The sequence below is a fragment of the Vreelandella salicampi genome, from assembly GCF_013415105.1.
Lineage (GTDB): Bacteria > Pseudomonadota > Gammaproteobacteria > Pseudomonadales > Halomonadaceae > Vreelandella > Vreelandella salicampi.
In genome coordinates this window covers 321,681-347,097 of the sequence record NZ_JACCDF010000001.1, presented here as the reverse complement: position 1 = coordinate 347,097, position 25,417 = coordinate 321,681, and the positions used below count along the sequence as shown (strand labels likewise).

Genomic DNA, 25,417 nt, shown 5'->3' with positions numbered 1-25,417 from the left:
TATGAGTGATAATAAGTCGAATGTTCCGCAGTGGATGGTCACCTATGCTGACTTGATGACACTTCTGCTGTGCTTTTTTGTTCTGCTGCTGTCGTTTGCCGAAGTGGATGCAGAAAAATTTCGCCGTATTGCCGGGGAGCTTTCTAAGGCCTTTGGGGTGCAGCGCGATATTGAAGCCATGCAAATCCCTAAGGGCACCAGTGCAGCTCTGGATCAGTTTTCCCCTGCTGTGCCAGACCGCACGCTATTGGATCAAATTCGTCAGCAAACCATGGAAGAGCAGCCGCATTTGGAGTCCATGCGACAGATCCTCGAAGCACAACGACGCCAGCAAACGCTAGAGGTGGCGGAAGAAATTCGCACTTTGTTAGAAGATACCGGCAATAGCGAGGTCACAAGCGTTGAAGTAGACGGCTTTCGGGTCGTCATTCGTATTCAAGAGCGTGGCAGCTTTATGTCGGGCTCGGACAACGTAACGTCTTCGTTTGCTGAGTTACTCGTGGATATGTCGGATATCTTTGCCGGGTTACCCGGCACCGTGGCGATTGAAGGGCATACCGATAACGTGCCGATACGCACGGCGCGCTTTGATAGCAACTGGGATTTGTCCGCGATGCGGGCGGCGTCGGTAGCCAATATTTTGCTCCTCAACGATGAACTTGCCGCCGAGCGCCTGGTGGTACAAGGCTTTGCCGATACCGAACCGCGAGCGGCGAATGACACAGCGCAAGGGCGCGCGCAGAATCGCCGCGTTGAGATAAATATCGATTTGAGCGAAGCCACCGAAGAGCGGGGCGAGCGGCGTATTGACGAACTCGCAGCCAATGAGCCACAGGATCCGCTGCTCAATGTGGCGCCACCGGAGGATGGCGGTGAGGCACTTGATGACTTAACGTCGCAAGACGCCACCCAAGAGCAAATCGAAAATGCCGTCCAAGAGACCATCGAAGGGCTGAATCCCTTCTTTCCTTCACAGTAGCCTCGCCTCTGTCTCGACGACCCCGAGTGCCACGGCGCAGCGCACCAGCGCGGCGGCATTGGTGACGCCGAGCATCTTCATTGCACGCTGGCGGTAGACTTCCACCGTTTTGCTGCTTAACGTCATTTGGTTGGCAATTTCCCGGCTCGTCATCCCCTCGGCCACGTATTTTATGATGAGTTGCTCTTTGGGGCGCAGCGCGTTGAAGTGTTCACGCAGTGTCGACAGCGACTGTTCTTGCTGGCGCTGCTGTTGAGCGAGGCTGAGCGCTTGCTGCACGCTATCGATCAGCTGCTGGTGGTTGAAGGGTTTCTCAATAAAATCGAACGCGCCGTTTTTCAGCGCCGTGACCGCCATGGGCACATCGCCGTGGCCCGTCATCATAATAACCGGTGCGGTTCTGCCTTGGTCGGCGAGTTGCTGTTGAACTTGCAGCCCGCTGAGCCCTGGCATACGTACGTCGAGCAACACGACCTGCCATGTGGCCGGCGCGGCTAAAAACGGCTCGCCATCGGCAAACGTTTGTGCTTCCAAACCCACGGAGGCAAGTAACCAAGCCAGCGAGTCACGAAGCGCTTGATCGTCATCGACAATGGCAATCGTGGCGGTAGTGGTGGGGGGCACAATGCGTTCTCCCGTTTATTCGTCTGCCTGCGAGTTAAGGCGCTACGCTACGCAGTGTAGCGGTAAAGCGCGCGCCGCAAAACAAAGGGCTTTCGCTCACGCTAAGCTGCCCACCCATTGCCTCCATTAGCGAGCGACTAATCGCCAGGCCCATGCCTAACCCCTCGGCTCGGGTCGAGTGGAAAGCGGTAAAGATGTGCGCTTGCTGCGCCTTGGGAACGCCAGGCCCTTGGTCGTCGATATGCAGCGCTACCTGATTACCCTCTTGAAGCTCCGCACTCAACTGTACGATGTTCGCGTCGTGTTGGCGGCGGCTTGCCTCTAGCGCATTCAGCATTAGATTGACGATGACTTGCTCTAGCGCCACCGGGTCGGCGTTGACCGGTGTCAGCGTGGCCGGCAGTACCAGGTCCAAATGCACTCGGGCTTGTTGGTACTGCCATTGGCATAGCGACCCAGCAGCTTCCGCTACTTCGGCAAGCGCGACAGGACGAGACTGGGTGCCGCCTTTGCGCACAAAGGTGCGAATATGCCTTAGGCGCTTCGCAAGTCGCTGAATCTGCTGGTCGACCTGCTCTAGTGGGTAGGCTAGGTAGCGGGCAGGCTGTTCGGGTTTCGCTTGCACTTGTAGCAACGCGCCGCTGGCGTAGTTGGCAATGGCGCCGAGGGGCTGATTGAGCTCATGGGCGATATTAGAGGTCAGCACCCCCATTGTCGCTAAGCGGTTCGCGTGGGCGATTTGCTCCTGATGGCGCCGTGCCTGCGCTTCGGCTTCTTTGCGCAGGCGAATATCGTGATTGAGCAGTGACAAATGTCCCAGTTCGGCGCCGCGCCCGCGGTGCGCTTGAACCACGCTGAGTACCGGTAGATGGTCCTTGCGGCCGAGCATTTCCAGCTCACCGCTCCAGGACCCATAACGTGCGACGGCGGGCAGCACGATTTGCTCCAACACGTCCAGCGAAGCGGGGGTGTAGACTCTGGCAAGCGGGGCGTGTGGGTTTTCACGCGGCAGCGAAAATTGCCGCCTGGCTGCTTCGTTGGCGCTAAAAATATGCTGGTCCGCCCCCACGAACAGGACGTAATCTGAGGTGGATTCCACCACCTGAGCTAGGCGCTCGCGGTGGGCCTCGGCGCGCACGCGCCGTCCAACGTCGCGGGAAACGCACAGAATATCGATTAGCTCTCCGGTTGTGGGGTCGCGCCGGGTGCGGCTGGTGGTTTCAAACCACACGTAACGGCCGCTTTTGGCGCGAAAGCGATACGTCTGCTGATAAAAGCCGTTGTGGTAATACACCTGGGGCGATTTGTTGAGCAAATCGCTTAAGTCGGCGGGGTGAAAGAGTTGATAAGCCGATATGCCAATCAGCTCCTCAGGCTCGAAGCCGAGAAGCTCACGGGCGGCGTTGGAGGCGTAAAGGAAGGTGCCATCGCGGGCGTGACGTGAAATTAAGTCGGTCGTGCTCTCTGCGAGCCACTGGTAGTGGCACTTTTCGGCTTCAAGTGTCGCATTGCGTGCTTCTAACGCGGCGACACGGGCCAGAAGTGCGTCGTGTGTATCCTTCATTTATCTAGCGCGCCGGGTCGAGAATGCCACCGAGCGACGCGTTACGGCGAAACCAGCCGGCGATGCTGGCGCGCGCCACGCGGGTAGGGAGCACTTCGTGGGGAACGGTGGCGGAAAGAAAACAGGCAAAGGTGCCGGCTTCAGGGGTGACGCGGGCGGCTTCCTGCTCAGAATTCTCCGGGTGATAAATCACCATCTCGCCGCCGCCATCGGCTGGCCAGCTGGGGGTCAGGTAACCTACCGTTGAGACCACCCGGTTGGCACGCCCGCGAAAACTGTCAACATGGCGCTGGTAAAACGCCCCAGGCGGATAATGGGCAAAGTGGGCTTCATACTCGAATAAGCCTAAAAACAGCGCCTGGTTCAGCGTCTGCTGGAGCTCCGCCATACCCGCGAGGTACTGGCGTTGGGCGGCGCTTTCACGGTTTAGCCAGCGAATGGCATCGCCCCGAATATCCTTGCGCAGGTGGTGCTCGCTGCCACGCCCGATGCCCGCCTCGCTTAGGCCGTTATGATGCGCCAGGTGCGAAAGCTCGTGATGCAAGGTGTGGCACAGTTCGGCATCGATGACGTTTTGGCCTACGTACCAGCCTTGTTCGACCAGCGCGTCGGCAAGCGCATTGAGTGTCGCGGGGCTAAGAAGCGTCGGTGAAGTCAGTGTAGTCGGCGTCATGATGGGCGTTTTCTCTTCGCTGCAGAACGCCATGTGGACGACGTACGTTCAGGATAGTGATGCAAGGCTCCGGGCGGTTTCTGATACAGGTCAAGCGGCATGCCGAACCCTTCGGCAAGAAGCTCCACCAACATCATGGCGGAAAGGCCCCAGATCACATAGCCATCGACGTGGTAACTAGGCACATAGTGCGCTACGCCGTCGACGGTAATAACGTCGGTATGGGTGCGGCGGTCGTCAAGAAAGTGGGACAGCGGGACTTCGAAAATCGCATCCAGTTCATTGGGATCGGCTTTCAGCGGCAGGTCAGGTGGAATCAGCCCGACCCACGGCGTTACGCGAATCCCGTGCAGCGAAATGACGTCCGACAAACGGCCGAGAGATTGCACCAAGGGTGGCGAGAGCGCAATCTCTTCTTGCGCCTCACGCAGAGCCGTGGCGTAAAGGTCAGTGTCTTCGGGTTCGCGCATACCGCCGGGAAACGCCACCTGGCCGCTGTGCGTACTTAAGTGACTGGCCCGGCGGGTAAACAACAAAGTGGGCACTTCGCGGGTGATAATCGGCAGCAGCACCGCAGCTTCCGGTAACGGTACGTGATTCAAGCGTTGGGGCGCATGGTGTTGCAGCCGTTCACGCAGTTTCTCTAACATGGGCGTTCCATTGGGTTTCTTTCTTTTTAATCAGCAGCGGGCGTTGGCGTCAAGCGTTGGCTTTCGTTGTGACCAGCCGAGAGGGCGCGATGAACTTTTGCAGTGAGTGTGGTGAGAAAGTCCGTTTTGCCGTCCCACAAGGAGACGATCGTCCGCGCTATCTCTGCGATGCCTGCGGCGTCGTGCACTACCAAAATCCGCGTATCGTGGCTGGCACCTTGCCGGTGAGTGGCAGCAAAGTGCTGCTTTGCCGGCGGGCCATTGCACCGCGCAAAGGCTACTGGACATTGCCGGCGGGTTATATGGAAAACGCCGAAACCACTCAGCAGGCCGCTGCGCGCGAAACGCGGGAAGAAGCATGTGCCGAGGTGGCGCTAGCAAACCTTTATACGTTGATCGATTTGCCCCATATTAACCAGGTCTACATGATCTTCCGTGCTGATTTGATCGGGAGCTTTGACGCTGGCGCCGAGAGTGAAGAAGTTGTTCTCTTCGAGGAGCACGAGATCCCCTGGGATACGTTGGCGTTTCCAACAATCGAAGAGACGTTGCGACACTACTATGCTGATCGATGTAATGGCCTGTTTCCACTTCATATCGGCACGATTACCCCAGAAGACCGTGAGCGTTATTTCGGCAGTGCTTAACGACCATGCGCTTGTTTAGAGATCCGCAAGCAGCCAAGCCTCATAAGCGGGTTCTTCGTAAGGGTGGGCCGCTTTTAATGCCGTGATAGCGGCGTGAATAAGCGCATCCTGACAAACTAGCTCCACTTTGAGCTCTTCGGCGGTTTCAAGCTCATCGATCTGACCGATATGCGGGTTGGCACCGGCCAGTGGGCGAAACTGCCCGGTGCCTGGGGTTTGAAAGCAGCACGCTTCATAGTCGCCGATGCGCCCCGCGCCGGTGGTGAAGACGGCCTCTTTCACGCGTTCGGCATCTTCGGTGGGAACAAAAAAAGCCAGTTTATACATAGGAGCCTCCTACGCTATGTCTACTTCTCCAACGTTTCCCTCTAGGTTACAGGCCCTGCTGGAAGAAAAGAAGTTGACACCTGTGGGTGATCTTCAGCCGCTAAGCGGTGGCGATATTGCGGCAGTCTATTGGCTCGAAACGCGTCAGGGTGCGGTGGTGGTCAAACACGACGATGCCACAAGTTTGCAGGGGGAGGCTGAGGGCTTGCGCGCATTGAAGGCAGCCCAGACGCCGTTGGTGATTCCCGAAGTACTTGGCCAAGCCGGTGAATGGCTGGTAATAGAGGCGCTAGCAGCGCAAGGGCGGGGCAATGCAGCCGCGCTAGGCGAAGGGTTGCGCGCCTTGCACGCACAACACAGTGAGCAGCACGGCTGGCATTGGGATAACGCCTGCGGAAGTACGCCGCAACCGAACGCCCCTTTGGCTGATGGGCGCGCGTTTCAGCGCGAGCGGCGTCTACTACCCCTCAGCGCAGCGTGCTACGAGCGGGGCCTATTGGACCATGCGCTGCGCACACGCATTGAGAACATCGCCGACACCCTGGAGGCGTGGTTGCCGGATGCGCCGCCGAGCCTGGTGCATGGCGATCTGTGGTCGGGTAACGTGCTGCACACCCCGGATGGCCCGGCATTGATCGACCCGGCGGTTTATTATCATTTTCCCGAGGTGGATCTTGCCATGTTGACGCTTTTTGGCGCGCCGGGGGAGGCGTTTTTCGAGGCCTACTGGGGTACTCACGCCCCGGCCGATTGGCCAAGGCGTGAAGCACTCTTTCAGCTCTATCCGCTGCTTAATCATTTGCTGTTGTTCGGTGCTGGCTACCGCGGTGCGGTCGAGCGTTGTGTGGCCAGACTTTCGGGTTAATTGTGGCGCTTCACACGCTCTACCAACTGCTGCCATACGTTGGGTTTTGCGTTGGGATTGTGGCGTTCGAGAAAGTGGCGCAACGGCGTCACTTGGCTTTCCACATTGAGCATAGGGGCATGGCCGCAGCCGGAGGCTTCTAGCGTTTTCAACTCAGGCTGGGTTTGGCGCATTTTGTCTATACTGTCTGCTCGTAGAAGCGGTGAGTGCTCGCCGTGAATCAGCATCATGGGGCAGTGAATTTGTGCCCAACCCGCCCACATGTCGCGGGGGGTGTCATGGATGAATTGCTCAGCGATGCGCGGGTCATAATGAAATGACCATGCGCCATCGGGAAGGCGCCGCGCACTACTGACCGCCATCGCATCCCACTCGCTTTCATGCTGAATACCAAAGCCCTGATAGTTCGCCTTGAGCGCTTCTTGGAGTTCATTAAAGGTACCAAAACGCTTAAAGATGCCGAAGGAGGTAGCCATCTGAGTTAATGCTTGCGGGTCAAGCTCCGGGCCGACATCGTTGAGGACAAGGCATTGAAGTCGCGGCGCGGCCTCGCTGTCCGCCGCGAGTAGCATGCCTAAAAGCCCGCCCATCGAGGTGCCGATCCAGGGCACGCTATCGAGCTGAAAGTGATCCAGCACGGCAAGTGCTACTTTCATATAGTGAGCGTATAGATACTCTTGAGTGGGGTAGAAAGACCAGCTGGAGAGCCCGCGCCCCGGGGTGTCGGGGGCTAGCACGCGCCATTTGGGGCCGAGTAGGCGGGCAAGTTGTTCAAAATCGCTGCCGTGCCGCGCTAAACCATGCCAGGCGATGACCGTATGAGGCGCATTGGGGTGCCATATGCGCACGACGATTTCTAACGAACCTACGGGGACGATGGTAACGGCATCCATAAAGGCGCTCCTGATTTAACAGTGACAATGCGATACTATGTGTAGTATTGCGTTGCAGCATAGCGTAGTTCAGCTTCGTGCGTTTTGTGGCAAACAAGGCAGTCAAACAAGAAAGCGAATACGGCAAAAACGTGCAAAATCGTGTTGAGCACTGGTAAGCGCTTATGAACATGCGACAATGTATGTATATTGTGCCTGATGACAGATCATAATGAGGATGATGACATGCTGCGACTTCCTTCTGCTTTCTTGTTGACGCCCAACGGGGCTTGGATGCGACGGGCACTTCTGCCAACGCTGGTGGCGGCAACCTGGACAAGCCCCGCATGGTCGGCGGATTTGCTTAAAATTACCCAGGATGCCCTCAATAATAACGCAGCGCTTGCCTCGTCGCGTTTGGTGGCCAGGAGTACGGAATCGGCCCGCGAAGCGGCGGAAGGGGCGCTATTGCCGCAGATTAATACCACCGGCAATGTTGCCCATAGCCGCACGTATGAAAGCCAAAGCAGGGATCAACCTGGCGCAACTCCCGCGTTAACCAGTAGCGGTGATGACAACATCAATAGTGTGAACTTAACGCTTGAGGCCACGCAAGCGTTGTTTGATGCCATCGCCCGCCGCCAGGTTGTACAGGCAGAGCGCCAGATCGATCAGCAACTTTATCAGCTGGCCGCCACAGAGCAGCAGTTGTTAATTGATGTCGCCACGGCCTATTTTGAAATTTTACGGGCCCACGAGCTACTTGAAGCGCGTCGGGCGCAGGAGCGTGCCATTGGGCGTCAGCTCGAACAAGCTCGCGAACAATTTGAAGTCGGGCTTATCGCCATTACCGAAGTGGAAGAAGCCAAAGCGGCGTTTGATCAGTCGCGCGCGATTCGTATTGCCGCAGAAAGCGATCTGCAAGTGCGTTTTGAAGCGCTGGAGCGTTTAACCGGCCAGCGCTACGACAACATTGAAGCGTTGGGCGAGGCGATGCCCGTCGACCTCCCGACGCCGAGCAATCGCAACTATTGGGTAGAAACGGCTATTGAGAACAACCCTGTTGTGCTCGCAAGCCAAGCCGGCGTTAACCTCGCGCGTAGCGGATTAGCAGTGGCTGAGGCGCAGCGCCTTCCTTCGGTGAATGCGTTTGCCAACTATAATTACGGCGACAACGATACCGATGGCGTATCGGGCTATAACTCAGATAGCCAGGTAGGCGTGCGCGTGAGCCTTCCGCTATACACCGGCGGAACCACCACCGCGACTATCCAAGAAAATACCTATTTACTCGAAGCAAGCCAATACGACTTCGAAGATCAGCGTAGAGAAACCGTGCAGCAAGTGCGCTCACGCTACACTCAGGTCAGCAATAACGTATCCACCGTTGAGGCTCGCCAACAAGCGATTGTCTCCAACCAAAGCGCGCTAGACGCCACGCGTGCGGGCTATGAAGTCGGCACTCGCAATATCGTCGATGTCTTGAATGCTGAGCAAAACTTGTACAACGCAATCGCCGATTATGCCAGTGCGCGCTACGATTATGTGATCAATTTGCTCACCCTGCGTCAGCAAGCGGGCACGCTGGATGTTGCCGCGCTGGAAGAGGTTAATACATGGCTAGACGGTGATAGCGTTGAGTTCACCCTGCCTGAAGAAGGCGACTCCTACGATGAGGTGATAGATATCGGCGAGCCGCCTCAGCCTTTGCGCTGAAGCCTGTCGACGATCCGCTTTTTTTCCTTTTGAAACTTGCATCACTTGATACGGAGTGACAGGACCTGAACTATGCGCATTGCTTCCCGCTTTCTGATCGTTATCATTTTTCTCGGCGTCGTGCTTGGTGGCATCTTCGGCTATAAATTCTACCAGTTTGGCCAGATGGAAGAGCAGATGTCCCAGGCTCAGCCGCCCACCCAGATTTCCGCAACCAAAGCCCGAACGGAGAGCTGGACGCCCGCTATCAAGGCTGTGGGCAGTATCGAGGCCGTGAATGGCATTGAGGTTGCCAACGAAGTGCCTGGCGTCATTGAGGAGGTCAACTTCGAGTCTGGAGACATCGTTGAACAGGGCCACGTACTCGTCCGTCTGGATTCGGAAATCGATGAAGCCGCCCTACGCACTCGTCGGGCCGAAGCCCAGTTGGCGGAACAGGATTTCCAGCGGATAGCCAATCTGCTTGAGAAGCGTGCCGTGTCCCAGTCCCAGTACGACGAAGCCAAAGCCAATCTTGACGCGGCCAGGGCTCGGGTAAACGAGGCGGAGGCGCAACTTAACAAGAAGATCATCCGGGCACCGTTCGACGGCACTCTGGGTATCCGCATGGTGGATCAGGGCGAATATGTTCCTACCGGCACACCGATTGTCGAAATCAACATGTTGGACCCGATTTACGCGGACTATACCCTGTCGGAACAGGATCTGCCCAAAGTGGAAACCGGCTACCCGGTGGTCGCCACGGTGGCGGCAGTTCCGGATGAGACATTCGAGGGCAAAGTTAGTGCCATTAACACGTCAGTGAGCCCCGAAACCCGTACCGTGCGCATTCGCGCCACCCTGGACAACTCAGAAAACCGCCTGCGGCCTGGCATGTTTGCGACTATTCAGACCCGGCAACCGGAAGATAACGAAGTCGTCACGGTGCCGCGCACGGCCATTTCCTACAACACCTATGGGGACTTCGTGTTCGTGGTCGAAGAAGACGACAGTGGCAACTTAGCGGTAAGCCGCCGCACCATCACCACCGGCGAAACCCGTGACACCCAAGCAGCGGTGCTCTCTGGTCTGAAGGCAGGTGAGACGGTGGTTTCCAAGGGGCTGCTTCGTCTGCGTGACGGCCAGAAGGTCGAGATCCAGAAGGACGAGCAACCGCAGGAGGCGTCTGAGTAATGCGATTCACCGACATATTTATCCGCCGGCCGGTTCTCGCAACGGTGGTCAGCCTGCTGATACTGCTGTTGGGTGCACGGGCTGCCATGGAAATGGAAATCCGTCAGTACCCGGAACTAGAAAGCACCACGGTTACCGTGACTACGGCTTACCCGGGCGCCAGCTCAGACCTTATCAAGGGCTTCATCACCACGCCTCTGCAACAGGCTATTGCCGAAGCCAGCGGGATCGATTACCTGACGTCCACCAGCTCCCAGGGCACCTCCACCATTCAGGCCAAAATGGAGCTGAACTACGACGCCAACGCGGCGCTCGCGGAAATTCAGGCCAAGGTAGCCAGTCAGCGTAACGTACTGCCCGCCGAGGCTCAGGACCCGGTGATCACCTCCACTACCGGTGACTCCACGGCACTGATGTACATCGCCTTCTACAGTGAAGAACTGGCGGTGCCGCAGATTACCGATTACCTGACCCGGGTGGTGCAACCGAAACTCCAGGCGCTGTCCGGCGTCGGTAAGGCAGACCTGCTTGGCCGGACGTTTGCTCTTCGCGTGTGGCTAAACCCGGAGCGGCTGGCAGCTGTGGATATGACGCCCCAGCAAGTGATCGCCAAACTCCGCGCCAACAACTACCAAGCGGCGGTGGGTAACACCAAGGGTACCTACACTGAAATCAGCATGACCAGCGACACTGACGTCGCCGATCCGGACAAGTTTCGCAACCTAGTCGTCAAGCAGTACGAAGGCTCCCAAATTCGCCTGCAGGATATTGCCCGCGTCGAACTGGGTTCCCAGACCTACGACCAGCTCGCCTTGTACAAAGGCCAGCCGGCCACCTACGTGGCCATCGAGCTGGCGCCAGGCGCCAACCCGCTGACCGTCGCCGGGCTGGTGAAAGCGGAGCTTCCGGAAATCCGGAGCCAACTGCCGTCAGGTCTGGATGCGCGCCTAGCTTACGATGCCTCTGATTTTATTGAAGACTCCATCAAGGAGGTCATCAAGACACTGCTGGAAGCGCTGGTCATTGTGCTGGTGGTGGTATTCCTTTGCCTGGGCTCCTTGCGGGCGGCGATTGTTCCGTCGGTGGCTGTGCCGCTGTCGCTGATCGGCGGCGCTTTCGTCATGCTGGTGTTCGGTTTCTCACTGAACCTGCTGACATTGCTGTCCATGGTGTTGGCCATTGGCCTGGTGGTGGATGATGCCATTATCGTGGTGGAGAATGTGCACCGTCACATAGAGCAGGGCGAAACCCGTTTCGAGGCCGCTATCAATGGCGCCCGTGAAATGGCTGTACCGATCATTGCGATGACCACCACGCTGGTGGCGGTATACGCGCCGATTGGCTTCATGGGCGGCCTAGTCGGCTCCCTGTTCACCGAATTCGCCTTCACCCTCGCGGGTGCGGTGGTGATATCGGGCATCGTCGCCCTGACGCTGTCCCCCATGCTATCTGGCATGGTACTCAAGCCACATGGTAATCCTGGCCGGTTTGAGCAGCTGGTTGAGCGTACCTTCAATGGACTGTCAGGGGCCTATAAGGCTGCTCTTACATCGCTGATGAAGACTAAATCCGTGGTGGTGTTCTTTGCGGTGGTCGTCCTTGGGTCGATCTATTTCATGGTAACCATGAGCCAGAGTGAGTTGGCCCCCACAGAAGACCAAGGCATCCTGTTCTATCAGGGGCTCGGGCCGCAAACGGCGACGCTGGATTATCTTCAGGAGCATGGCGACGAAATCCAGAATCGCATAGCGACGGTGCCGGGCTACCAAGAAGATTTCATGATCATCGGCATTACCGGCCCTAACGCCGTATTCGGCGGTTTCAAGATGGCTCCCTGGAGCGAGCGCGAGATTTCCCAATTCGAAGCCCAGCCCAAGCTGGATGCCGAGCTGAGTAAGGTCACCGGTCTGCAAACGGCCGTATTCCCGCCGCCGTCTCTGCCCGGCTCTGGCGGCGGCCTGCCGTTCCAGTTTGTGATCACCACTGGCAACAGCTACGAGCAGCTGAACCAGGTGGCTGATGAGTTGCTGGGCAAGGCCATGGGCAGCGGTAACTTCATGTTTCTGCAGAAATCCATCAACTTCGACCGGCCCATCACCCGCATCAAGGTGGACCGGGATCGGGTGGCAGACCTCGGCCTGTCCATGCAGGACATTGGCCAGACCCTATCGAGCATGCTCGGTGGCGGTTACATCAACCGGTTCAATATGGAAGGTCGGTCCTATCAGGTCATTCCCCAGGTGGACCAGCAATTCCGTCTGGATGAACAGAAGTTGAATGACTACCAGGTCCGTGCCGACAACGGTGAGCTGGTTCCGCTAGGTAGCGTGGTAAGCTTCACCCACGACGTCGAGCCTTCCAACCGGACCCAGTTCAACCAGCAGAACTCCCTTACCGTGCAGGGGGTTATCAAACCAGGCGTGGCAGCGGGTACCGCCATGGATTACATGGAACAAGCCGCAGCTGAGACCTTCCCACAGGGCTTCGGTTACGATTACACTGGCCAGAGTCGGCAGCTGGCGAATCAGGGTAACGCCCTGGCAGTAACCTTCTTCCTGTCGCTACTGGTCATCTATCTGGTACTGGCGGCGCAGTTTGAAAGCTGGCGTGATCCGTTCATCATCCTGATCTCAGTACCCATGTCGGTGGCCGGTGCCATGGCGTTCATCGTGCTCGGCTTCGCCACCATGAATATCTACACCCAGGTGGGACTGATTACGTTGATTGGCGTGGTTTCCAAGAATGGTATCCTGATTGTCGAGTTCGCCAACCAGTTGCAGAAAGAGCGTGGACTGAACAAGATTGATGCTGTGATTGAAGCCTCTGCCATCCGGCTACGTCCGATCATCATGACTTCTGTGGCGCTAATCTTCGCTATGGTGCCGCTGCTGATTGCCGTTGGTCCGGGTGCAGAAAGCCGCTTTGCCATCGGTCTGACGATCAGTGCCGGACTGGGTATTGGTACCTTGTTTACCATTTTCGTGTTGCCAGCGTTTTATATCTTGCTGGGGCGCGAACACCAAGAATCAAAGGACGAGGGGTAGGGTATTAGGGAGAGATCACTACCATAGCAAAATCGCGGCCTCACTCTGAGGGTGAGGCTCGCATCAACGATAGCTGGGCCTTCACGAGACGGGTGCCTTCTTCATAAATGGAGAAGCGCTCGTAATTGCGCAGCCAGTCGTGAAATAGGCCGCCGAGCAAAGACTGTAACAGTTGTGCGGCGAGTTCCGGTGGAATGTCATCGCGCAGGTGGCCAAGGCGTGCGGCGCAGTGAAAATAATCGCGTAAGGCGCCGCACGACTCTTCGACCATTTCGTTTTGCATGGCCAGCGGGTCGATATCGCTAAAGACTTCGCAATGATGGATTAGAATGGCATGCACTCGACGATAGCGGGGGCGTTCTAGGTGCTCAAAGCCACTGATACACGCTAGGCGAATGGCTTCCAGGGGTTTTTTGGCCAGCTCAGGGTCGTCGAGCGCTTCGACCAAATCTTGAAAGGGTAAACGTACGCGCTGGAGCATGGCGTGAAACAAGTCGGCTTTGTTCTTGAAGTGCCAATAGACCGCGCCACGGGTCATGCCGGCATGGCGGGCGATTTGCTCTAAAGACGTGCGCGCGACTCCGTGCTGAATAAACATCTCTTCGGCCGCATCAAGAAGCGCCTCGCGTGTAGCGGCCGCTTCTGCCTTCGTTTTTCTTGCCATGAATCCCGCTGCCTCTGGATAAAACGCGCTTATATCTTAACCAACTCGACGGCGTTTTACATGCAAAAGCGTATGGATACCTCGTTTCGGCAAAATACCGCAGGAAAGTGAGGTGCATCGGCGGATTTTACTCGTCACTGGCGCCTCAAGGGCGTATAACGGCGATAAGAAAACAGTGTTTGATACCAAGGCAGGTCTTCATATGGCACGAGCGCCATTTACATTAGCCGGGTGCGACGTTAAGCCCGGGCAACGGCAAGAAATTGATTTCCCGGTCGCTAAACTTTATACCCATACCCAGCTGCACATGCCGGTTGAAGTGGTGCATGGCCGTAAAGATGGTCCCGTGTTACTGGTGTGCGGCGGCATTCATGGCGACGAGATTAACGGTGTCGAAATCGTACGCCGCCTTATGCGTTCAAAAGCCATTAATAGCATACGCGGTACGCTTATCGCGGTGCCGGTGGTCAATGTCTTTGGTTTTTTGCAGCAGACGCGCTATTTGCCTGATCGGCGCGATTTAAATCGCTGCTTTCCCGGCAGTGAATCTGGCTCGCTGGGTGGACGCATCGCGGCGCTGCTGCGAGAAGAAATGGTGGATCGCGCCACGCATATTATCGATTTGCATACGGGCGCCATTCACCGCACGAACCTACCGCAAATCCGCGCGCAGTTAAGTCCCGGCAGTGAAACGGAGCAGATGGCCGACGCGTTTGGCGCCCCCGTTGTGCTTAACGCCGAGTTGCGTGAGGGGAGCTTGCGTCATTACGCCCAAAACCGTGGTATTCCCGTGCTGACTTACGAAGCCGGAGAGGCGCTGCGTTTTGACGAATGGGCCATTGCCCCCGGTGTGCGTGGCGTGCTGCGCGTGATGCGTCGGTTGGGCATGCTAGCAGGTGAGCAGCGTCGCCGCCGGCCGGCTCCGGCAGAGATTGCCAATGGCTCTAGTTGGGCACGGGCGCCAATAGATGGCATTCTGCGCCCCAAGGTGCGTTTGGGTGCTCGCGTGGCAAAGGGCGAGCTCCTGGGCAAGGTCGCGGACCCCTTCGGTAACGATGAAGGCGAAGTACGCGCCGTAGCAGACGGCATTGTGATTGGCATGAGCCGCTTGCCGCTTGCCAATGAAGGCGAAGCGCTTTTTCACATTGCTCGCTTTGATGCGATTGAAGAGGCGGAAACCGCCATTGAGTCATTTCATTCGTCGTTGGAACCGCTGCCGGATTCGCCCTACTAATTCGCCCGAGTTAGGCTGCTTGTGGCTCACGCACCAGGCTCAACGCATCATCAAAAATACGTAAGTCAGCGCCTTCTTTGTGGGCGTGTTCGGAAAGGTGGCGCCGGAAACGGCGCCCACCGGGGCAGCCTTGGAACAGGCCCAATAAATGCCGCGTGATATGGTTAAGTTTGGCACCTTCGTTAAGCCGCTGGGCGATATAAGGCCGAAATGCGATGGCGGCCGCCATACGGCTTTGTGCGGGGCTTTTTACGCCATAAAGTTGCTCATCGACGCCAGCGAGCATCCACGGGTTTTGATAAGCCTCGCGACCCACCATCACACTGTCCACACTGCTTAGATGAGTTGCGCACTCATCCAGCGTCTTGATACCGCCATTAATGCCAATATGCAGCTCAGGGTAGCGTTGCTTTAGGCGATGAACGCGGGGGTAGTTAAGCGGCGGCACATCGCGGTTCTGCTTAGGCGACAAACCTTTTAGCCATGCCTTACGTGCATGGACGGTGAACACCTTACAGCCTGCGTCAGCGACGATAGCGATAAACCGCTCAAGATCGGCATCTTCGTCCTGGTCATCAATACCAATTCGGCATTTCACTGTGACCGGAATAGACACCGCTGCCTGCATCGTCCGCACTGCCTCGGCCACCTTCTCTGGGTAAGCCATTAAACACGCGCCAATAAGGTTGTTCTGCACCCGGTCACTCGGGCAGCCGACGTTCAGATTCACTTCGTCGTAGCCCCAATCCTCGGCAATTGTGGCACATTCGGCTAACTCACCCGCATGGCTACCCCCAAGTTGCAGCGCGAGGGGGTGTTCAACGTCACTGTGACCCAGAAAGCGCTCACGCGGCGAGCCATGCAAAATAGCGCCGGTGGTCACCATTTCGGTATACAGCAGCGCACGCGTAGTTAAGGTGCGCGCGAAAGCTCTGTAATCGCGCGTCGTCCAATCCATCATAGGCGCGACGGAGAAAGTCCTATCCAGCTCTGGGCGGGCGGTGCCAGACTTCATGCGGGTTTGCGGTGTTGTGGTATCATTCATAACTGTTCAAGTTTACAGTACTTAGGCGGCGTTTTGCGTGATGCATTGCTACGAAGTTGCTACGCGCTCAATGTGCAATTCGCTACGCGAAGGTTATGCGCAATGACTACGATTAAAAAGCGAAAAAGAAAGGACGGCAGTTTCGCATATACGGCCCAGGTTCGCATTATGCGTGATGGGAAAAGACTCACACCGAGGCTATAACTTTCCCTAGAAAGGTCATGGCCGATGAATGGGCTAAGCGTCGTGAATTAGAACTTTCCGTTTCCGCGCCAAGCTGACTGCGAAATGGAAAGGTGTGACCTTTTGGAAAGATGCGGGTTCTTTACACAGTTATGAAGCCGATTGGCGGATGGCAGCAACATTTGGCGGAAAACAAAAGGCAGAACGAATTTTTTCATATAGTTGTGCATCAACGGCGTGACAGTAGCGTAGAGTCGCAAGGTAAGTGCCCAGAACCTAAAGGAGGCGGCAGTGAGACAAAAGCGAATAAGGCGATGGGGAGTTGCTTTGTTGATCGTACTGCTGACGGCCTGCAGCGGTTCAAAGGAAGAGCAACAAGACGCAGAAAATTCGTCAGACCCAGCGGAATCCACGGGCAACCAAGCCGCGAATGCGTCAGGTGAGCCAGAAGCCGAGGAACCAGAACCAAGCCCGCTTACGGTCACGATGGAGACGACGATAGGGTTGCGTACAGACCGCCGCGTCACGGTCAGTGGCGAAACGAATTTGCCTGATGACACGCAGGTCAACGTTATGGTGGAACGCGAGCAGAGCGGCGTTCGTTGGCGCGAACGGACGCAAGTGGAAGATGGACGCTTTCACGTAGGGCCGCTAGGGCCGGGGAGTGGTCTGCCAGATGGGGTCTACCGCCTAAGCGTGGCATCGATGGAAGCGAGCGTTCAGTCCTCGCAAGTGCGCCAACGCATTGGCCCGGAAGGCGAATATTTGGCGGGAGAGTGGGTTACACAATCCCGCCATGGTCTAGGTCAGGTAGTGGAGTACTCACGCCGCATAGTGATTGGCAGTGAGTCACGACGCACCCGCGATGATGTGGATGTTTTAACCTACCCGAGTGATGCGTCTTAAATCGGACGCCAATGAGCCAGTAAGGCTGCCTGAACCGTGACGTCGTCACCAGGCGCTTGAGTCAAGTGTACAATTTCTGTTTGCTGGTCTCGGCTAACGACATAATAGCCGGCCTGCTTGAACGTATCGGTAGGACCCAGCAGCGCTAGATCGCCGGTTTTGATGGGCGCAAAATGCGAGTTTGGCCCCGGTGTGGCAATAAATGCCGGTTGTTGCCAAGACATATTGAGCGGGAGGTGGCTTCCCGCCGGGTCAATCGGCTTGGCTTGGCGTTGCTGCCAAGGGAGTGGTCCCGTATGGTCGAGCGTAGGTAAGGTCGGTGCGTTGTCACCCTCAAGCAGGGTGGCCAACGAACACCCTAGAGCGTCAGCAAGTGCAACGAGGCGTTCATGACCAATCTGTTTGATGGCGCCAGATTCCCAATAAGAGACCGTCACGTCCGACACGCCGATTTCACGTGCCAGCGCCGCTTTGTTGAGCTTGGCCCGTAGCCTAAGGTGTTTAATACGTGAGCCTAGCGATTCCATTATTTTTTCCTGTCGATGAGCCCTGCACGACTCGTGAATAAATTGGCGACCCTAATTAAGGTGATGCCAATTCTGGTGTGTTAAAGCCTCTATTTATTGCCGCAAAGCGTCGTTTCGTGACGCCATTTGTCAGTCAGTATAGCTGCTCCCTGTAACGTCGACGTATGGTAAGCGATTGTGCAGTAACGCGCATCCCAATGGCGATAACGCTTAATTATCTTTTAAGACGCTTTTTTTGTGTTCTCGTTCCTTAGTCGCAGTGCTGTTGGTGTTGCGTTGGGTGCGTATAATGGCGCAACGCTTAATAGGAAGACTCTAAGGAACGCATTCATGACGACCGTACGCACTCGCATTGCCCCGTCTCCCACGGGCGACCCTCATGTTGGCACAGCCTATATTGCGCTGTTTAACCTTTGTTTTGCGCGCCAGCATGGCGGCCAATTCATTCTGCGTATTGAAGATACCGACCGCGTTCGCTCCACCGCGGAGTCAGAACAGATGATTTTAGATTCGCTGCGCTGGCTGGGCATCGAATGGGATGAAGGCCCCGATGTGGGTGGTCCTCACGGCCCTTATCGTCAGAGCGAGCGCGGTGAGATTTATGCGCAATACGCGCAGCAGTTAATTGATGCCGGCTATGCGTTTAAGTGCTACCGCACAACAGAAGAGCTCAACGCGTTGCGCGAGGCGCGCAAAGCAGCAGGCATGCAGTTGGCACTTAAGCCCGCTGATCTAGCGTTGGATGCCGAAGAGAAGGGTCGCCGTGAGCAGGAAGGTTGGCCGTATGTCGTGCGTATGCAAGTGCCGACTGACGGCGTATGCGTGGTGCAAGACATGCTGCGTGGCCGTATTGAGGTGGAGTGGGCGCAGGTAGACGCCCAGATTTTGCTTAAGTCGGACGGTATGCCGACGTATCACCTGGCCAACGTTGTCGACGACCACTTAATGGGGATCACCCACGTACTGCGTGGCGAAGAGTGGATTAACTCAGCGCCTAAGCATCAACTGTTGTATGAGTACTTCGGCTGGGAAATGCCGACACTTTGCCATATGCCGCTGCTACGCAATCCGGATAAGTCAAAACTTTCCAAGCGTAAAAACCCGACATCAATTAACTATTATCGCCGGATGGGATTTTTGCCCCAGGCGGTCACGAATTATCTCGGGCGTATGGGCTGGTCCATGCCCGATGAGCGAGAGAAGTTTTCTCTCGATGAGATGATGGCAGCGTTCGATGTCCAGCGGGTGTCATTGGGCGGCCCGGTATTTGATCTGGAAAAATTGACGTGGCTGAACGGTCTCTACATTCGCGAAGATCTCGATGACGAGGCGTTTTTGCAAGCGTTGCGCGACTGGGCGTTCAATGAAGCATACGTACGCCAAATTCTGCCGCAAGTAAGACCCCGCGTTGAGACACTGTCACAAGTGGCTCCGTTAGCTGGGCACTTCTTTTCCGGACTACCGGCCATCAACGAAGCCGCTTTTGATTCGGTAAAGCTGGAGAAGGAGACGCTCGTCAAGTTGCTCCAGTTCTTGACGTGGCGCTTTGAAGCGGTTCCTGCGTGGCAAAAAGACGTCTTACTCGAAGAAGTCAAAGCGCTTGCCGAGTACTTTGATTTAAAAATGAAAGCATTTTTAGCGCCGGTGTTTATCGCCATTACCGGCAGTGCAACCAGTACGTCGGTAATGGATGCCATGGCCATTCTCGGCTCGGACATGACGCGCGCGCGCTTGCGTCATGCCATTGAGGAGCTGGGGGGCGTGTCGAAAAAGCAAGCCAAACGCTTTGAGAAGGAGTTTCAGGAACTGTAGCAGAAACGATGTTTACGGAAGTAGTTGACGAAGCGGAGCGTAATCAGTAATATACGCTCCGTCTTCACGACATGTGGGGCCTTAGCTCAGCTGGGAGAGCGCAACACTGGCAGTGTTGAGGTCAGCGGTTCGATCCCGCTAGGCTCCACCAATCATATCGATAATGCTTTCTGCATTGTGTACTGCGTCCCATTCGTCTAGTGGTCTAGGACACCGCCCTTTCACGGCGGTAACAGGGGTTCGAACCCCCTATGGGACGCCATTCTTTATCTTGCCTTACGGAATTTAAGCTCATTCCGTTTGCGCATGACGCATAGCTAATTTTCTGTATTTTCAGCGTTACTCGCGAATGTGGGTATCGTGGTTTTTTGTTGCTATAGATCGCGTAAAAATACATTTTTAGCGCCATTTTAGGCTTGACTTGTCCACTTTTGCTGTTCATGCGGGAGGGTTGTGCACAACAGCCTGAATTTCGGTATAAAAATGGCTGCTCTTATTAAAACCCTTTAAAAACAATAATTTAGAGTAGGTTAAAAAATGACCAATTTAAGGCCAGCCCGCTGATAATGGTGCTTTTGAGACGTTTTCTAGTGGTTATGAACAGGGTTATCCACAGAAGGTGTGGAAAACCCTGTTCAAGACGGTGAGGCTAAAAAGTCAAGTATTAATCGATCTTGCGTAGGCGCTTTAATAGCGACGAAGTGTCCCAGCGACCCCCGCCTATTCGTTGAACATCCGCGTAAAACTGATCGACCAGTGCGGTCACCGGAAGGGTTGCGTCTAAGCGGCGCGCTTGTGTCAGGCAAATATCCAAATCTTTGCGCATCCAGTTAACCGCAAAGCCATGCTCGTACTCATCGGCAATCATGGTTTTATGGCGATTTTCCATCTGCCAAGAGCCAGCCGCGCCTTTGGCGATGACGTCAATGACTTGCTGTTGGTCGAGTCCTGCTTGCTCAGCAAAGTGCAAACCTTCAGCGAGCCCTTGTACCAAACCGGCGATACAAATTTGGTTGACCATCTTGGTGAGTTGGCCGCTGCTGGCTGCGCCCATTAGCGTCACAGCGCGCGCGTATAAATCCAGCACGGGATAGACGTGTTCAAAATGGGCTTTTTCGCCACCGCACATAATGGTGAGCGCGCCGTTTTCTGCGCCTTGCTGGCCGCCAGAAACCGGCGCATCGATAAATCCAATCCCTTGCTCACGGCAGGCAGCATCAAGCTCTAAAGCAAGGTCGGCAGACGCGGTGGTATGGTCAATCAAGACACTGCCGCTTTCCATGCTTTGCAGCACGCCTTCACTGCCAGTGGTAACCTCGCGAACGTCGTCGTCGTTACCCACGCAAACGAGCACCAGATCAGCGCCCTTGGCCGCCTCTTGCGGCGTTGGGTGAGCGCTACCGCCGTACTCATTAACCCAAGTTTCCGCTTTGCTGGCGGTGCGATTATAAACGCGAGTAGTCAGGCCTTGGCGAACGAGGTGGCCTGCCATCGAATAGCCCATAACGCCTAAGCCGATAAAGGCGACGGTGGAGATAGTGCGCATTGCTCGATCCTTTTATTGAGGGTGACGTTATCTTTGTAGCATACGCAAAAGGCCACCCGAAGGTGGCCTTTGTCATTAAGTCGGCCAAAGGCCGCTGCTTTAGGCTTACTTTTGCGGATAGTCACGCTGCTCGTGGCCGATGTAAAGCTGGCGCGGGCGACCAATTTTGTAACTATCGCTGAGCATTTCATTCCAGTGGGAGATCCAGCCAATCGTGCGTGATACCGCAAAAATCACGGTAAACATGTTGGTCGGGATACCCATCGCTTTAAGAATGATGCCGGAGTAAAAGTCGACGTTCGGGTAGAGCTTACGTTCGATAAAGTATTCGTCTTCCAGGGCGATTTGCTCAAGACGCTTGGCGATTTTGAGCTGCGGGTCATCCGCCATGCCGAGTTCGGCCAAGACTTCGTCGCAGGTCTCTTTCATCACCTTGGCGCGCGGGTCAAAGTTGCGATAAACGCGGTGACCAAAGCCCATCAGTTTGAACGGATCGTCCTTGTCTTTCGCCTTATCGACAAAGCGCTGGATGTTCTCTTCCGAATCATCGCCAATTTCGTCGAGCATCCTCAGTACGGCTTCGTTAGCGCCGCCGTGAGCCGGACCCCAAAGGGCGGCAATACCAGCACTGATACAGGCAAACGGGTTAGCACCGGTTGAGCCGGCAAGGCGCACGGTAGAAGTTGATGCGTTCTGCTCGTGGTCGGCGTGGAGCATAAAGATGCGGTCCATTGCCTTGGCGTATACCGGGTTGACCTTGTACTCCTCGCAAGGCGTGCTGAACATCATGTAGAGGAAGTTCTCTGCATAATTCAGGTTGTTACGCGGGTAGTTAAAGGGTTGGCCGACGTTGTACTTGTAAGACATTGCCGCGATAGTTGGCATTTTGGCAATCAGTCGAACCGCACTAATAACGCGATCTTCTTCTTTCGTGATGTCCATGTGGTCGTGGTAGAACGCGGCTAAGCCACCGACAACGCCGCATAGAATCGACATGGGATGAGCGTCACGACGGAAGCCCTTGAAGAAGTTATTGATTTGGTCGTGGACCATCGTGTGGTTGCGAATCCGCGACTCGAAGTCAGCGTACTGCTCGTCATTGGGTAGATCGCCAAACAGTAGGGTGTAGCAAACTTCAACAAAATTAGACTCTTTCGCCAGCTGACCGATAGGGTAGCCGCGGTGCAGTAGGATACCTTCACCACCATCAATATAGGTAATGGCAGACTGGCAGGAAGAGGTGGCCATAAAGCCGGGGTCATAGGTAAACAGGCCTTTTGCACCTAGACCGCGTACGTCAATAACGTCAGGACCTTGAGTGCCGGAGTACATGGGTAGTTCAATCGGCTCATCTAGGCCGTCTACCGTTAATGTTGCTTTCCTGTCAGCCATAGTGGCCTCCTTTCGAGTTCGGGTTGGGACGTCACGTCGATATTTCGCATACCGCGCCGGCGAAAAGGCTCGCCCACTATAGAAGGGTGCGACAAATTGTCAATTAGCCTAAACGCTAGTTTGGTTTTGACAAAACTGTTTTGTTGAATAGTATTTGTATAAGATTGCCGTGCCGTGACTACATCGTTGTATATGAGATATTTGGTGTATTGTTTACACTACGTATCCACTATAGCGATGCTGCAGTGCAAAATCGACCGACTAAGACGTAAATTCATTGCACCATGGTCGAGTAAGGTCTTAGTTCGGTTTGTCAGCGGGGGCTAAGGTTCTTATAATCCTTGGCGCGCGACACCGGCAGGAAAGTGGTCGTGCCCGACTTGGCAACGGCCGAGCCCCTTCCAGCAACCACTGCCCGCTCGGGCCATTCCCGACCTGTCGCAGAGCGGGCCAAAAGAGTGTGTATAAAGCCGTGAATAGCAAACGACCCGTAAACCTAGACCTTTCGACGATACATTTTCCACTTCCAGCATTAACATCGATCGCCCACCGCATCACGGGTGTCATCTTGTTCGTTGGCCTGATCTTCGCTTTTTGGGCGCTGAGTAAATCTCTCTCTTCGCCCGCTGGCTTTAACGCTGTTAGCAGCGCTCTAGCCGATAACTTTCTAGCGAAATTGATCGCGTGGGGACTGCTATCGGCTCTCGCCTTTCACTTTGTGGCGGGTATCAAGCACCTGCTCATGGATGCCGATATCGGTGTCACCCTTGAAGGCGGCGTGAAAAAAGCGCAGATCACCGTCGTGGTCAGTGCCGTTCTGATTATTTTGGCAGGAGTTTGGGTATGGTAACTAACATCACAAGTTTCGGCCGCAGCGGGCTGTCTGACTGGTTGATTCAGCGCGTCTCTGCGGTGGTTCTGGCGCTCTATACGATTTTTATCGTTGCCTATCTCCTGTTTAATCCGGACTTGGATTATTACGCCTGGAGCGGCCTGTTCGCCCAAACGTGGATGCGGATATTCTCTCTGCTGGCCTTTATCTCACTGGCAGCGCACGCCTGGGTCGGCCTTTGGACCGTGACGACCGACTATCTCAAATCCACCAATGTGCGTGTAGGTGCTCAGATGCTAATTATTCTGGCCATCTTCATTTACTTGGTGTGGAGCATTCAAATTCTGTGGGGAGCTTGATACATGTCTAACCTTCGTAGCCTGACATTTGACGCCATTATCATCGGTGGCGGTGGCTCTGGCCTGCGTGCTGCACTCGAGCTTGCCAAGTCCGGGAAAAAGACAGCTGTACTGTCAAAAGTGTTCCCGACTCGCTCTCACACCGTTTCTGCTCAGGGCGGTATCACGTGTGCCATTGCGTCTGCAGACCCAGATGATGACTGGCGCTGGCACATGTATGACACCGTCAAGGGCGGCGACTATATCGCCGACCAGGATGCATCGGAATATATGTGTTCTGAAGGCCCGAAGGCGGTCTTTGAGCTTGAGCATATGGGGCTGCCGTTCTCACGCTTCGATAACGGCCGTATTTATCAGCGTCCGTTTGGTGGGCAGTCGAAGAACTTTGGTGAAGGCGGCCAGGCGGCACGTACTTGTGCAGCCGCTGACCGTACCGGTCATGCGCTGTTGCACACGCTGTACCAGAACAATCTTAAGAACAATACGACGTTCTTGAATGAATGGTACGCGGTGGATTTGGTCAAAAACGCCGAGGGCGATGTAGTGGGTTGTATCGCCATGTGCATCGAAACGGGCGAAGTGGTTCACGTTAAGTCGAAAGCCACTGTGCTGGCGACCGGCGGAGCGGGGCGTATTTACGCTTCAACCACCAATGCCCTGATCAATACCGGTGATGGTATCGGCATGGCGCTGCGTGCCGGCTTCCCGATGCAGGATATGGAAATGTGGCAGTTCCATCCGACCGGTATTTACGGTGCGGGCACGCTGGTCACCGAAGGGTGTCGCGGTGAAGGTGGTTACCTGATCAATAAAGATGGCGAACGCTTTATGGAGCGTTACGCGCCGAATGCCAAAGACCTGGCGGGTCGCGACGTTGTCGCGCGCTCGATGGTCATGGAAATTCTGGAAGGTCGCGGCTGCGGCGAGAAAGGCGACCACGTCTTCTTGAAGCTTGATCACCTGGGCGAAGAAGTCCTTGGTAAACGTCTACCTGGTATCGTTGAGCTTTCCAAAACATTTGCTCACGTAGATCCGGCAAAAGATCCTATTCCGGTCGTGCCGACGTGTCACTATATGATGGGCGGTATTCCGACCAATATTCATGGTCAGGCGATTACTCAGGACGATAGCGGTAACGATCATATCGTTAACGGCTTGTATGCCTGCGGTGAAGCGGCGTGTGTATCCGTTCACGGGGCTAACCGCTTGGGCGGTAACTCTCTGCTAGACTTAGTCGTATTCGGTCGCGCGGCGGGTATGTTCATCGAGAGTGCGCTGAACGAAGGTATCGAATATCTGGATGCCTCCGAGTCTGATATCGAATCTGCCATGAAGCGTATTACTCGCTGGAACGAGTCAGACGGCGGCGAGAGCATTCCTGCGCTGAAAGCTGAGCTACAAGACATCATGCAGACCTCTTTCGGTGTTTTCCGCGAAGAGAAAAACATGCAGGAAGGTGTCAAAAAGCTGGATGAGCTGCGCAGCCGTATTGCCAATGCCCACCTGCCTGACAAGTCCAATGCCTTTAATACCGCGCGTGTTGAAGCGTTAGAACTCGATAACCTGATGGAAGTGGCAGAAGCAACGGCGATTGCTGCCCTTGAGCGTAATGAAAGCCGTGGTGCTCACTCACGCTACGACTATCCTGACCGTGATGATGTCAACTGGCTGAAACACTCGCTCTACTTCCCCGCGACAAAAGAGCTGAAGAAGCGCGATGTGAACTTTAAGCCGAAAACCGTTGATACGTTCGAGCCAAAGGTTCGTACCTACTAATCTCCGT

At 55.5% G+C, this 25,417-nt stretch carries 23 protein-coding genes and 2 tRNA genes; 14 read left to right on the top strand and 11 right to left on the bottom strand.

Annotation, left to right across the window (positions count from 1 at the left end; genetic code table 11):
* Position 1: 1 nt before the first annotated feature.
* Positions 2-979 carry a flagellar motor protein MotB gene (locus HZS81_RS01670; RefSeq protein ID WP_179928804.1) on the top strand — a complete coding sequence of 326 codons (978 nt, stop codon included), beginning with the start codon at positions 2-4 and terminating at the stop codon, positions 977-979.
* Here the strand turns inward: HZS81_RS01670 and HZS81_RS18205 are convergent.
* Genes HZS81_RS18205 through HZS81_RS01650 form a run of 4 tightly spaced genes read right to left on the bottom strand, consistent with a single transcriptional unit; the run spans position 971 to position 4,490 of the window.
* Complete coding sequence (locus tag HZS81_RS18205; RefSeq protein WP_179928803.1) at positions 971-1,603, bottom strand: response regulator; 633 nt, start codon at positions 1,601-1,603, stop codon at positions 971-973. The two genes, HZS81_RS01670 and HZS81_RS18205, sit on opposite strands and share 9 nt — an antisense overlap.
* 34 nt (positions 1,604-1,637) lie before the next feature.
* Positions 1,638-3,167 carry an ATP-binding protein gene (locus tag HZS81_RS01660; protein ID WP_179928802.1) on the bottom strand — a complete coding sequence of 510 codons (1,530 nt, stop codon included), beginning with the start codon at positions 3,165-3,167 and terminating at the stop codon, positions 1,638-1,640.
* A 4-nt stretch (positions 3,168-3,171) separates the two neighbouring features.
* The gene (locus HZS81_RS01655) at positions 3,172-3,840 is read right to left on the bottom strand and encodes a 2OG-Fe(II) oxygenase (RefSeq protein WP_179928801.1); all 669 of its coding nucleotides are present in this window, start codon (positions 3,838-3,840) and stop codon (positions 3,172-3,174) included.
* On the bottom strand, positions 3,837-4,490 hold the full coding sequence (locus tag HZS81_RS01650) for a CoA pyrophosphatase (protein WP_179928800.1): 654 nt from the start codon (positions 4,488-4,490) through the stop codon (positions 3,837-3,839). The genes HZS81_RS01655 and HZS81_RS01650 overlap by 4 nt, the downstream gene beginning before the upstream one ends.
* 89 nt (positions 4,491-4,579) lie before the next feature.
* On the opposite strand from HZS81_RS01650, the gene HZS81_RS01645 reads away from it, so the two are divergent.
* Positions 4,580-5,137, top strand: a complete 558-nt coding sequence (locus HZS81_RS01645; protein WP_179928799.1) for an NUDIX hydrolase — start codon at positions 4,580-4,582, stop codon at positions 5,135-5,137.
* A 15-nt stretch (positions 5,138-5,152) separates the two neighbouring features.
* On the opposite strand, the gene HZS81_RS01640 is transcribed toward HZS81_RS01645, so the two are convergent.
* The gene (locus HZS81_RS01640; protein ID WP_179928798.1) at positions 5,153-5,464 is read right to left on the bottom strand and encodes a YqfO family protein; all 312 of its coding nucleotides are present in this window, start codon (positions 5,462-5,464) and stop codon (positions 5,153-5,155) included.
* A gap of 16 nt (positions 5,465-5,480) precedes the next feature.
* Here HZS81_RS01640 and HZS81_RS01635 point away from each other — a divergent pair, with 16 nt between their 5' ends.
* Positions 5,481-6,329, top strand: a complete 849-nt coding sequence (locus HZS81_RS01635; RefSeq protein ID WP_179928797.1) for a fructosamine kinase family protein — start codon at positions 5,481-5,483, stop codon at positions 6,327-6,329.
* On the opposite strand, the gene HZS81_RS01630 is transcribed toward HZS81_RS01635, so the two are convergent.
* Positions 6,326-7,222 carry an alpha/beta fold hydrolase gene (locus HZS81_RS01630; protein ID WP_179928796.1) on the bottom strand — a complete coding sequence of 299 codons (897 nt, stop codon included), beginning with the start codon at positions 7,220-7,222 and terminating at the stop codon, positions 6,326-6,328. The genes HZS81_RS01635 and HZS81_RS01630 overlap by 4 nt on opposite strands.
* 225 nt (positions 7,223-7,447) lie before the next feature.
* On the opposite strand from HZS81_RS01630, the gene HZS81_RS01625 reads away from it, so the two are divergent.
* The 3 genes from HZS81_RS01625 to HZS81_RS01615 all read left to right on the top strand — a co-directional run bounded on the left by HZS81_RS01625 (position 7,448) and on the right by HZS81_RS01615 (position 13,134).
* Positions 7,448-8,917 carry a TolC family outer membrane protein gene (locus HZS81_RS01625; protein WP_179928795.1) on the top strand — a complete coding sequence of 490 codons (1,470 nt, stop codon included), beginning with the start codon at positions 7,448-7,450 and terminating at the stop codon, positions 8,915-8,917.
* Positions 8,918-8,989: 72 nt separating this feature from the next.
* On the top strand, positions 8,990-10,090 hold the full coding sequence (locus HZS81_RS01620; RefSeq protein ID WP_179928794.1) for an efflux RND transporter periplasmic adaptor subunit: 1,101 nt from the start codon (positions 8,990-8,992) through the stop codon (positions 10,088-10,090).
* On the top strand, positions 10,090-13,134 hold the full coding sequence (locus HZS81_RS01615) for an efflux RND transporter permease subunit (protein WP_179928793.1): 3,045 nt from the start codon (positions 10,090-10,092) through the stop codon (positions 13,132-13,134). Before HZS81_RS01620 ends, HZS81_RS01615 begins: the two co-directional genes overlap by 1 nt.
* A gap of 40 nt (positions 13,135-13,174) precedes the next feature.
* Here HZS81_RS01615 and HZS81_RS01610 read toward each other — a convergent pair whose 3' ends face one another.
* Positions 13,175-13,798 carry a TetR family transcriptional regulator gene (locus HZS81_RS01610; RefSeq protein ID WP_179928792.1) on the bottom strand — a complete coding sequence of 208 codons (624 nt, stop codon included), beginning with the start codon at positions 13,796-13,798 and terminating at the stop codon, positions 13,175-13,177.
* Between the two features lie 202 nt (positions 13,799-14,000).
* Between HZS81_RS01610 and HZS81_RS01605 the strand changes: the two genes are divergently transcribed.
* Positions 14,001-15,032, top strand: a complete 1,032-nt coding sequence (locus tag HZS81_RS01605; RefSeq protein WP_179928791.1) for a succinylglutamate desuccinylase/aspartoacylase family protein — start codon at positions 14,001-14,003, stop codon at positions 15,030-15,032.
* Positions 15,033-15,042: 10 nt separating this feature from the next.
* Here the strand turns inward: HZS81_RS01605 and dusA are convergent, their stop codons facing one another.
* A complete protein-coding gene (dusA, locus tag HZS81_RS01600) occupies positions 15,043-16,077 on the bottom strand; it encodes a tRNA dihydrouridine(20/20a) synthase DusA (protein ID WP_179928790.1) in 1,035 nt (344 codons plus the stop codon).
* 513 nt (positions 16,078-16,590) lie between these two features.
* On the opposite strand from dusA, the gene HZS81_RS01595 reads away from it, so the two are divergent.
* Complete coding sequence (locus tag HZS81_RS01595) at positions 16,591-17,166, top strand: hypothetical protein (protein ID WP_241697337.1); 576 nt, start codon at positions 16,591-16,593, stop codon at positions 17,164-17,166.
* Here HZS81_RS01595 and HZS81_RS01590 read toward each other — a convergent pair.
* The gene (locus HZS81_RS01590; protein ID WP_179928789.1) at positions 17,163-17,693 is read right to left on the bottom strand and encodes a helix-turn-helix domain-containing protein; all 531 of its coding nucleotides are present in this window, start codon (positions 17,691-17,693) and stop codon (positions 17,163-17,165) included. The two genes, HZS81_RS01595 and HZS81_RS01590, sit on opposite strands and share 4 nt — an antisense overlap.
* A 330-nt stretch (positions 17,694-18,023) precedes the next feature.
* Between HZS81_RS01590 and gltX the strand changes: the two genes are divergently transcribed.
* The 3 genes from gltX to HZS81_RS01575 all read left to right on the top strand — a co-directional run bounded on the left by gltX (position 18,024) and on the right by HZS81_RS01575 (position 19,767).
* The gene (gltX, locus tag HZS81_RS01585) at positions 18,024-19,505 is read left to right on the top strand and encodes a glutamate--tRNA ligase (RefSeq protein WP_179928788.1); all 1,482 of its coding nucleotides are present in this window, start codon (positions 18,024-18,026) and stop codon (positions 19,503-19,505) included.
* Positions 19,506-19,580: 75 nt separating this feature from the next.
* A tRNA-Ala gene (locus tag HZS81_RS01580) sits at positions 19,581-19,656 on the top strand.
* A 35-nt stretch (positions 19,657-19,691) separates the two neighbouring features.
* Positions 19,692-19,767 (top strand) — tRNA-Glu (locus HZS81_RS01575).
* A gap of 402 nt (positions 19,768-20,169) precedes the next feature.
* Here the strand turns inward: HZS81_RS01575 and HZS81_RS01570 are convergent.
* On the bottom strand, positions 20,170-21,051 hold the full coding sequence (locus tag HZS81_RS01570) for an NAD(P)-dependent oxidoreductase (protein WP_194249244.1): 882 nt from the start codon (positions 21,049-21,051) through the stop codon (positions 20,170-20,172).
* Positions 21,052-21,156: 105 nt separating this feature from the next.
* Positions 21,157-22,443 carry a citrate synthase gene (gltA, locus tag HZS81_RS01565; protein ID WP_179928787.1) on the bottom strand — a complete coding sequence of 429 codons (1,287 nt, stop codon included), beginning with the start codon at positions 22,441-22,443 and terminating at the stop codon, positions 21,157-21,159.
* Between the two features lie 472 nt (positions 22,444-22,915).
* Here gltA and sdhC point away from each other — a divergent pair, with 472 nt between their 5' ends.
* The 3 genes from sdhC to sdhA are packed head-to-tail and all read left to right on the top strand — an operon-like array spanning position 22,916 to position 25,410.
* A complete protein-coding gene (gene sdhC, locus HZS81_RS01560) occupies positions 22,916-23,293 on the top strand; it encodes a succinate dehydrogenase, cytochrome b556 subunit (RefSeq protein ID WP_338401802.1) in 378 nt (125 codons plus the stop codon).
* Positions 23,287-23,634, top strand: coding sequence for a succinate dehydrogenase, hydrophobic membrane anchor protein (sdhD, locus tag HZS81_RS01555; protein WP_179928785.1), 348 nt, complete (start codon positions 23,287-23,289; stop codon positions 23,632-23,634). Before sdhC ends, sdhD begins: the two co-directional genes overlap by 7 nt.
* 3 nt (positions 23,635-23,637) lie before the next feature.
* Positions 23,638-25,410 (top strand): succinate dehydrogenase flavoprotein subunit, encoded by a 1,773-nt coding sequence (gene sdhA, locus HZS81_RS01550; protein ID WP_179928784.1) that lies wholly within the window; start codon positions 23,638-23,640, stop codon positions 25,408-25,410.
* Positions 25,411-25,417 lie beyond the last annotated feature (7 nt).

Excerpts from the sequence above, each read along its gene's own strand:
- HZS81_RS01670 (WP_179928804.1), top strand. The coding sequence starts at position 2 with ATGAGTGATAATAAGTCGAATGTTCCGCAGTGGATGGTCACCTATGCT.
- HZS81_RS01660 (WP_179928802.1), bottom strand. The coding sequence starts at position 3,167 with ATGAAGGATACACACGACGCACTTCTGGCCCGTGTCGCCGCGTTAGAA.
- HZS81_RS01655 (WP_179928801.1), bottom strand. The coding sequence starts at position 3,840 with ATGACGCCGACTACACTGACTTCACCGACGCTTCTTAGCCCCGCGACA.
- HZS81_RS01650 (WP_179928800.1), bottom strand. The coding sequence starts at position 4,490 with ATGTTAGAGAAACTGCGTGAACGGCTGCAACACCATGCGCCCCAACGC.
- HZS81_RS01645 (WP_179928799.1), top strand. The coding sequence starts at position 4,580 with ATGAACTTTTGCAGTGAGTGTGGTGAGAAAGTCCGTTTTGCCGTCCCA.
- HZS81_RS01640 (WP_179928798.1), bottom strand. The coding sequence starts at position 5,464 with ATGTATAAACTGGCTTTTTTTGTTCCCACCGAAGATGCCGAACGCGTG.
- HZS81_RS01635 (WP_179928797.1), top strand. The coding sequence starts at position 5,481 with ATGTCTACTTCTCCAACGTTTCCCTCTAGGTTACAGGCCCTGCTGGAA.
- HZS81_RS01630 (WP_179928796.1), bottom strand. The coding sequence starts at position 7,222 with ATGGATGCCGTTACCATCGTCCCCGTAGGTTCGTTAGAAATCGTCGTG.
- HZS81_RS01625 (WP_179928795.1), top strand. The coding sequence starts at position 7,448 with ATGCTGCGACTTCCTTCTGCTTTCTTGTTGACGCCCAACGGGGCTTGG.
- HZS81_RS01620 (WP_179928794.1), top strand. The coding sequence starts at position 8,990 with ATGCGCATTGCTTCCCGCTTTCTGATCGTTATCATTTTTCTCGGCGTC.
- HZS81_RS01615 (WP_179928793.1), top strand. The coding sequence starts at position 10,090 with ATGCGATTCACCGACATATTTATCCGCCGGCCGGTTCTCGCAACGGTG.
- HZS81_RS01610 (WP_179928792.1), bottom strand. The coding sequence starts at position 13,798 with ATGGCAAGAAAAACGAAGGCAGAAGCGGCCGCTACACGCGAGGCGCTT.
- HZS81_RS01605 (WP_179928791.1), top strand. The coding sequence starts at position 14,001 with ATGGCACGAGCGCCATTTACATTAGCCGGGTGCGACGTTAAGCCCGGG.
- dusA (WP_179928790.1), bottom strand. The coding sequence starts at position 16,077 with ATGAATGATACCACAACACCGCAAACCCGCATGAAGTCTGGCACCGCC.
- HZS81_RS01590 (WP_179928789.1), bottom strand. The coding sequence starts at position 17,693 with ATGGAATCGCTAGGCTCACGTATTAAACACCTTAGGCTACGGGCCAAG.
- gltX (WP_179928788.1), top strand. The coding sequence starts at position 18,024 with ATGACGACCGTACGCACTCGCATTGCCCCGTCTCCCACGGGCGACCCT.
- HZS81_RS01570 (WP_194249244.1), bottom strand. The coding sequence starts at position 21,051 with ATGCGCACTATCTCCACCGTCGCCTTTATCGGCTTAGGCGTTATGGGC.
- gltA (WP_179928787.1), bottom strand. The coding sequence starts at position 22,443 with ATGGCTGACAGGAAAGCAACATTAACGGTAGACGGCCTAGATGAGCCG.
- sdhD (WP_179928785.1), top strand. The coding sequence starts at position 23,287 with ATGGTAACTAACATCACAAGTTTCGGCCGCAGCGGGCTGTCTGACTGG.
- sdhA (WP_179928784.1), top strand. The coding sequence starts at position 23,638 with ATGTCTAACCTTCGTAGCCTGACATTTGACGCCATTATCATCGGTGGC.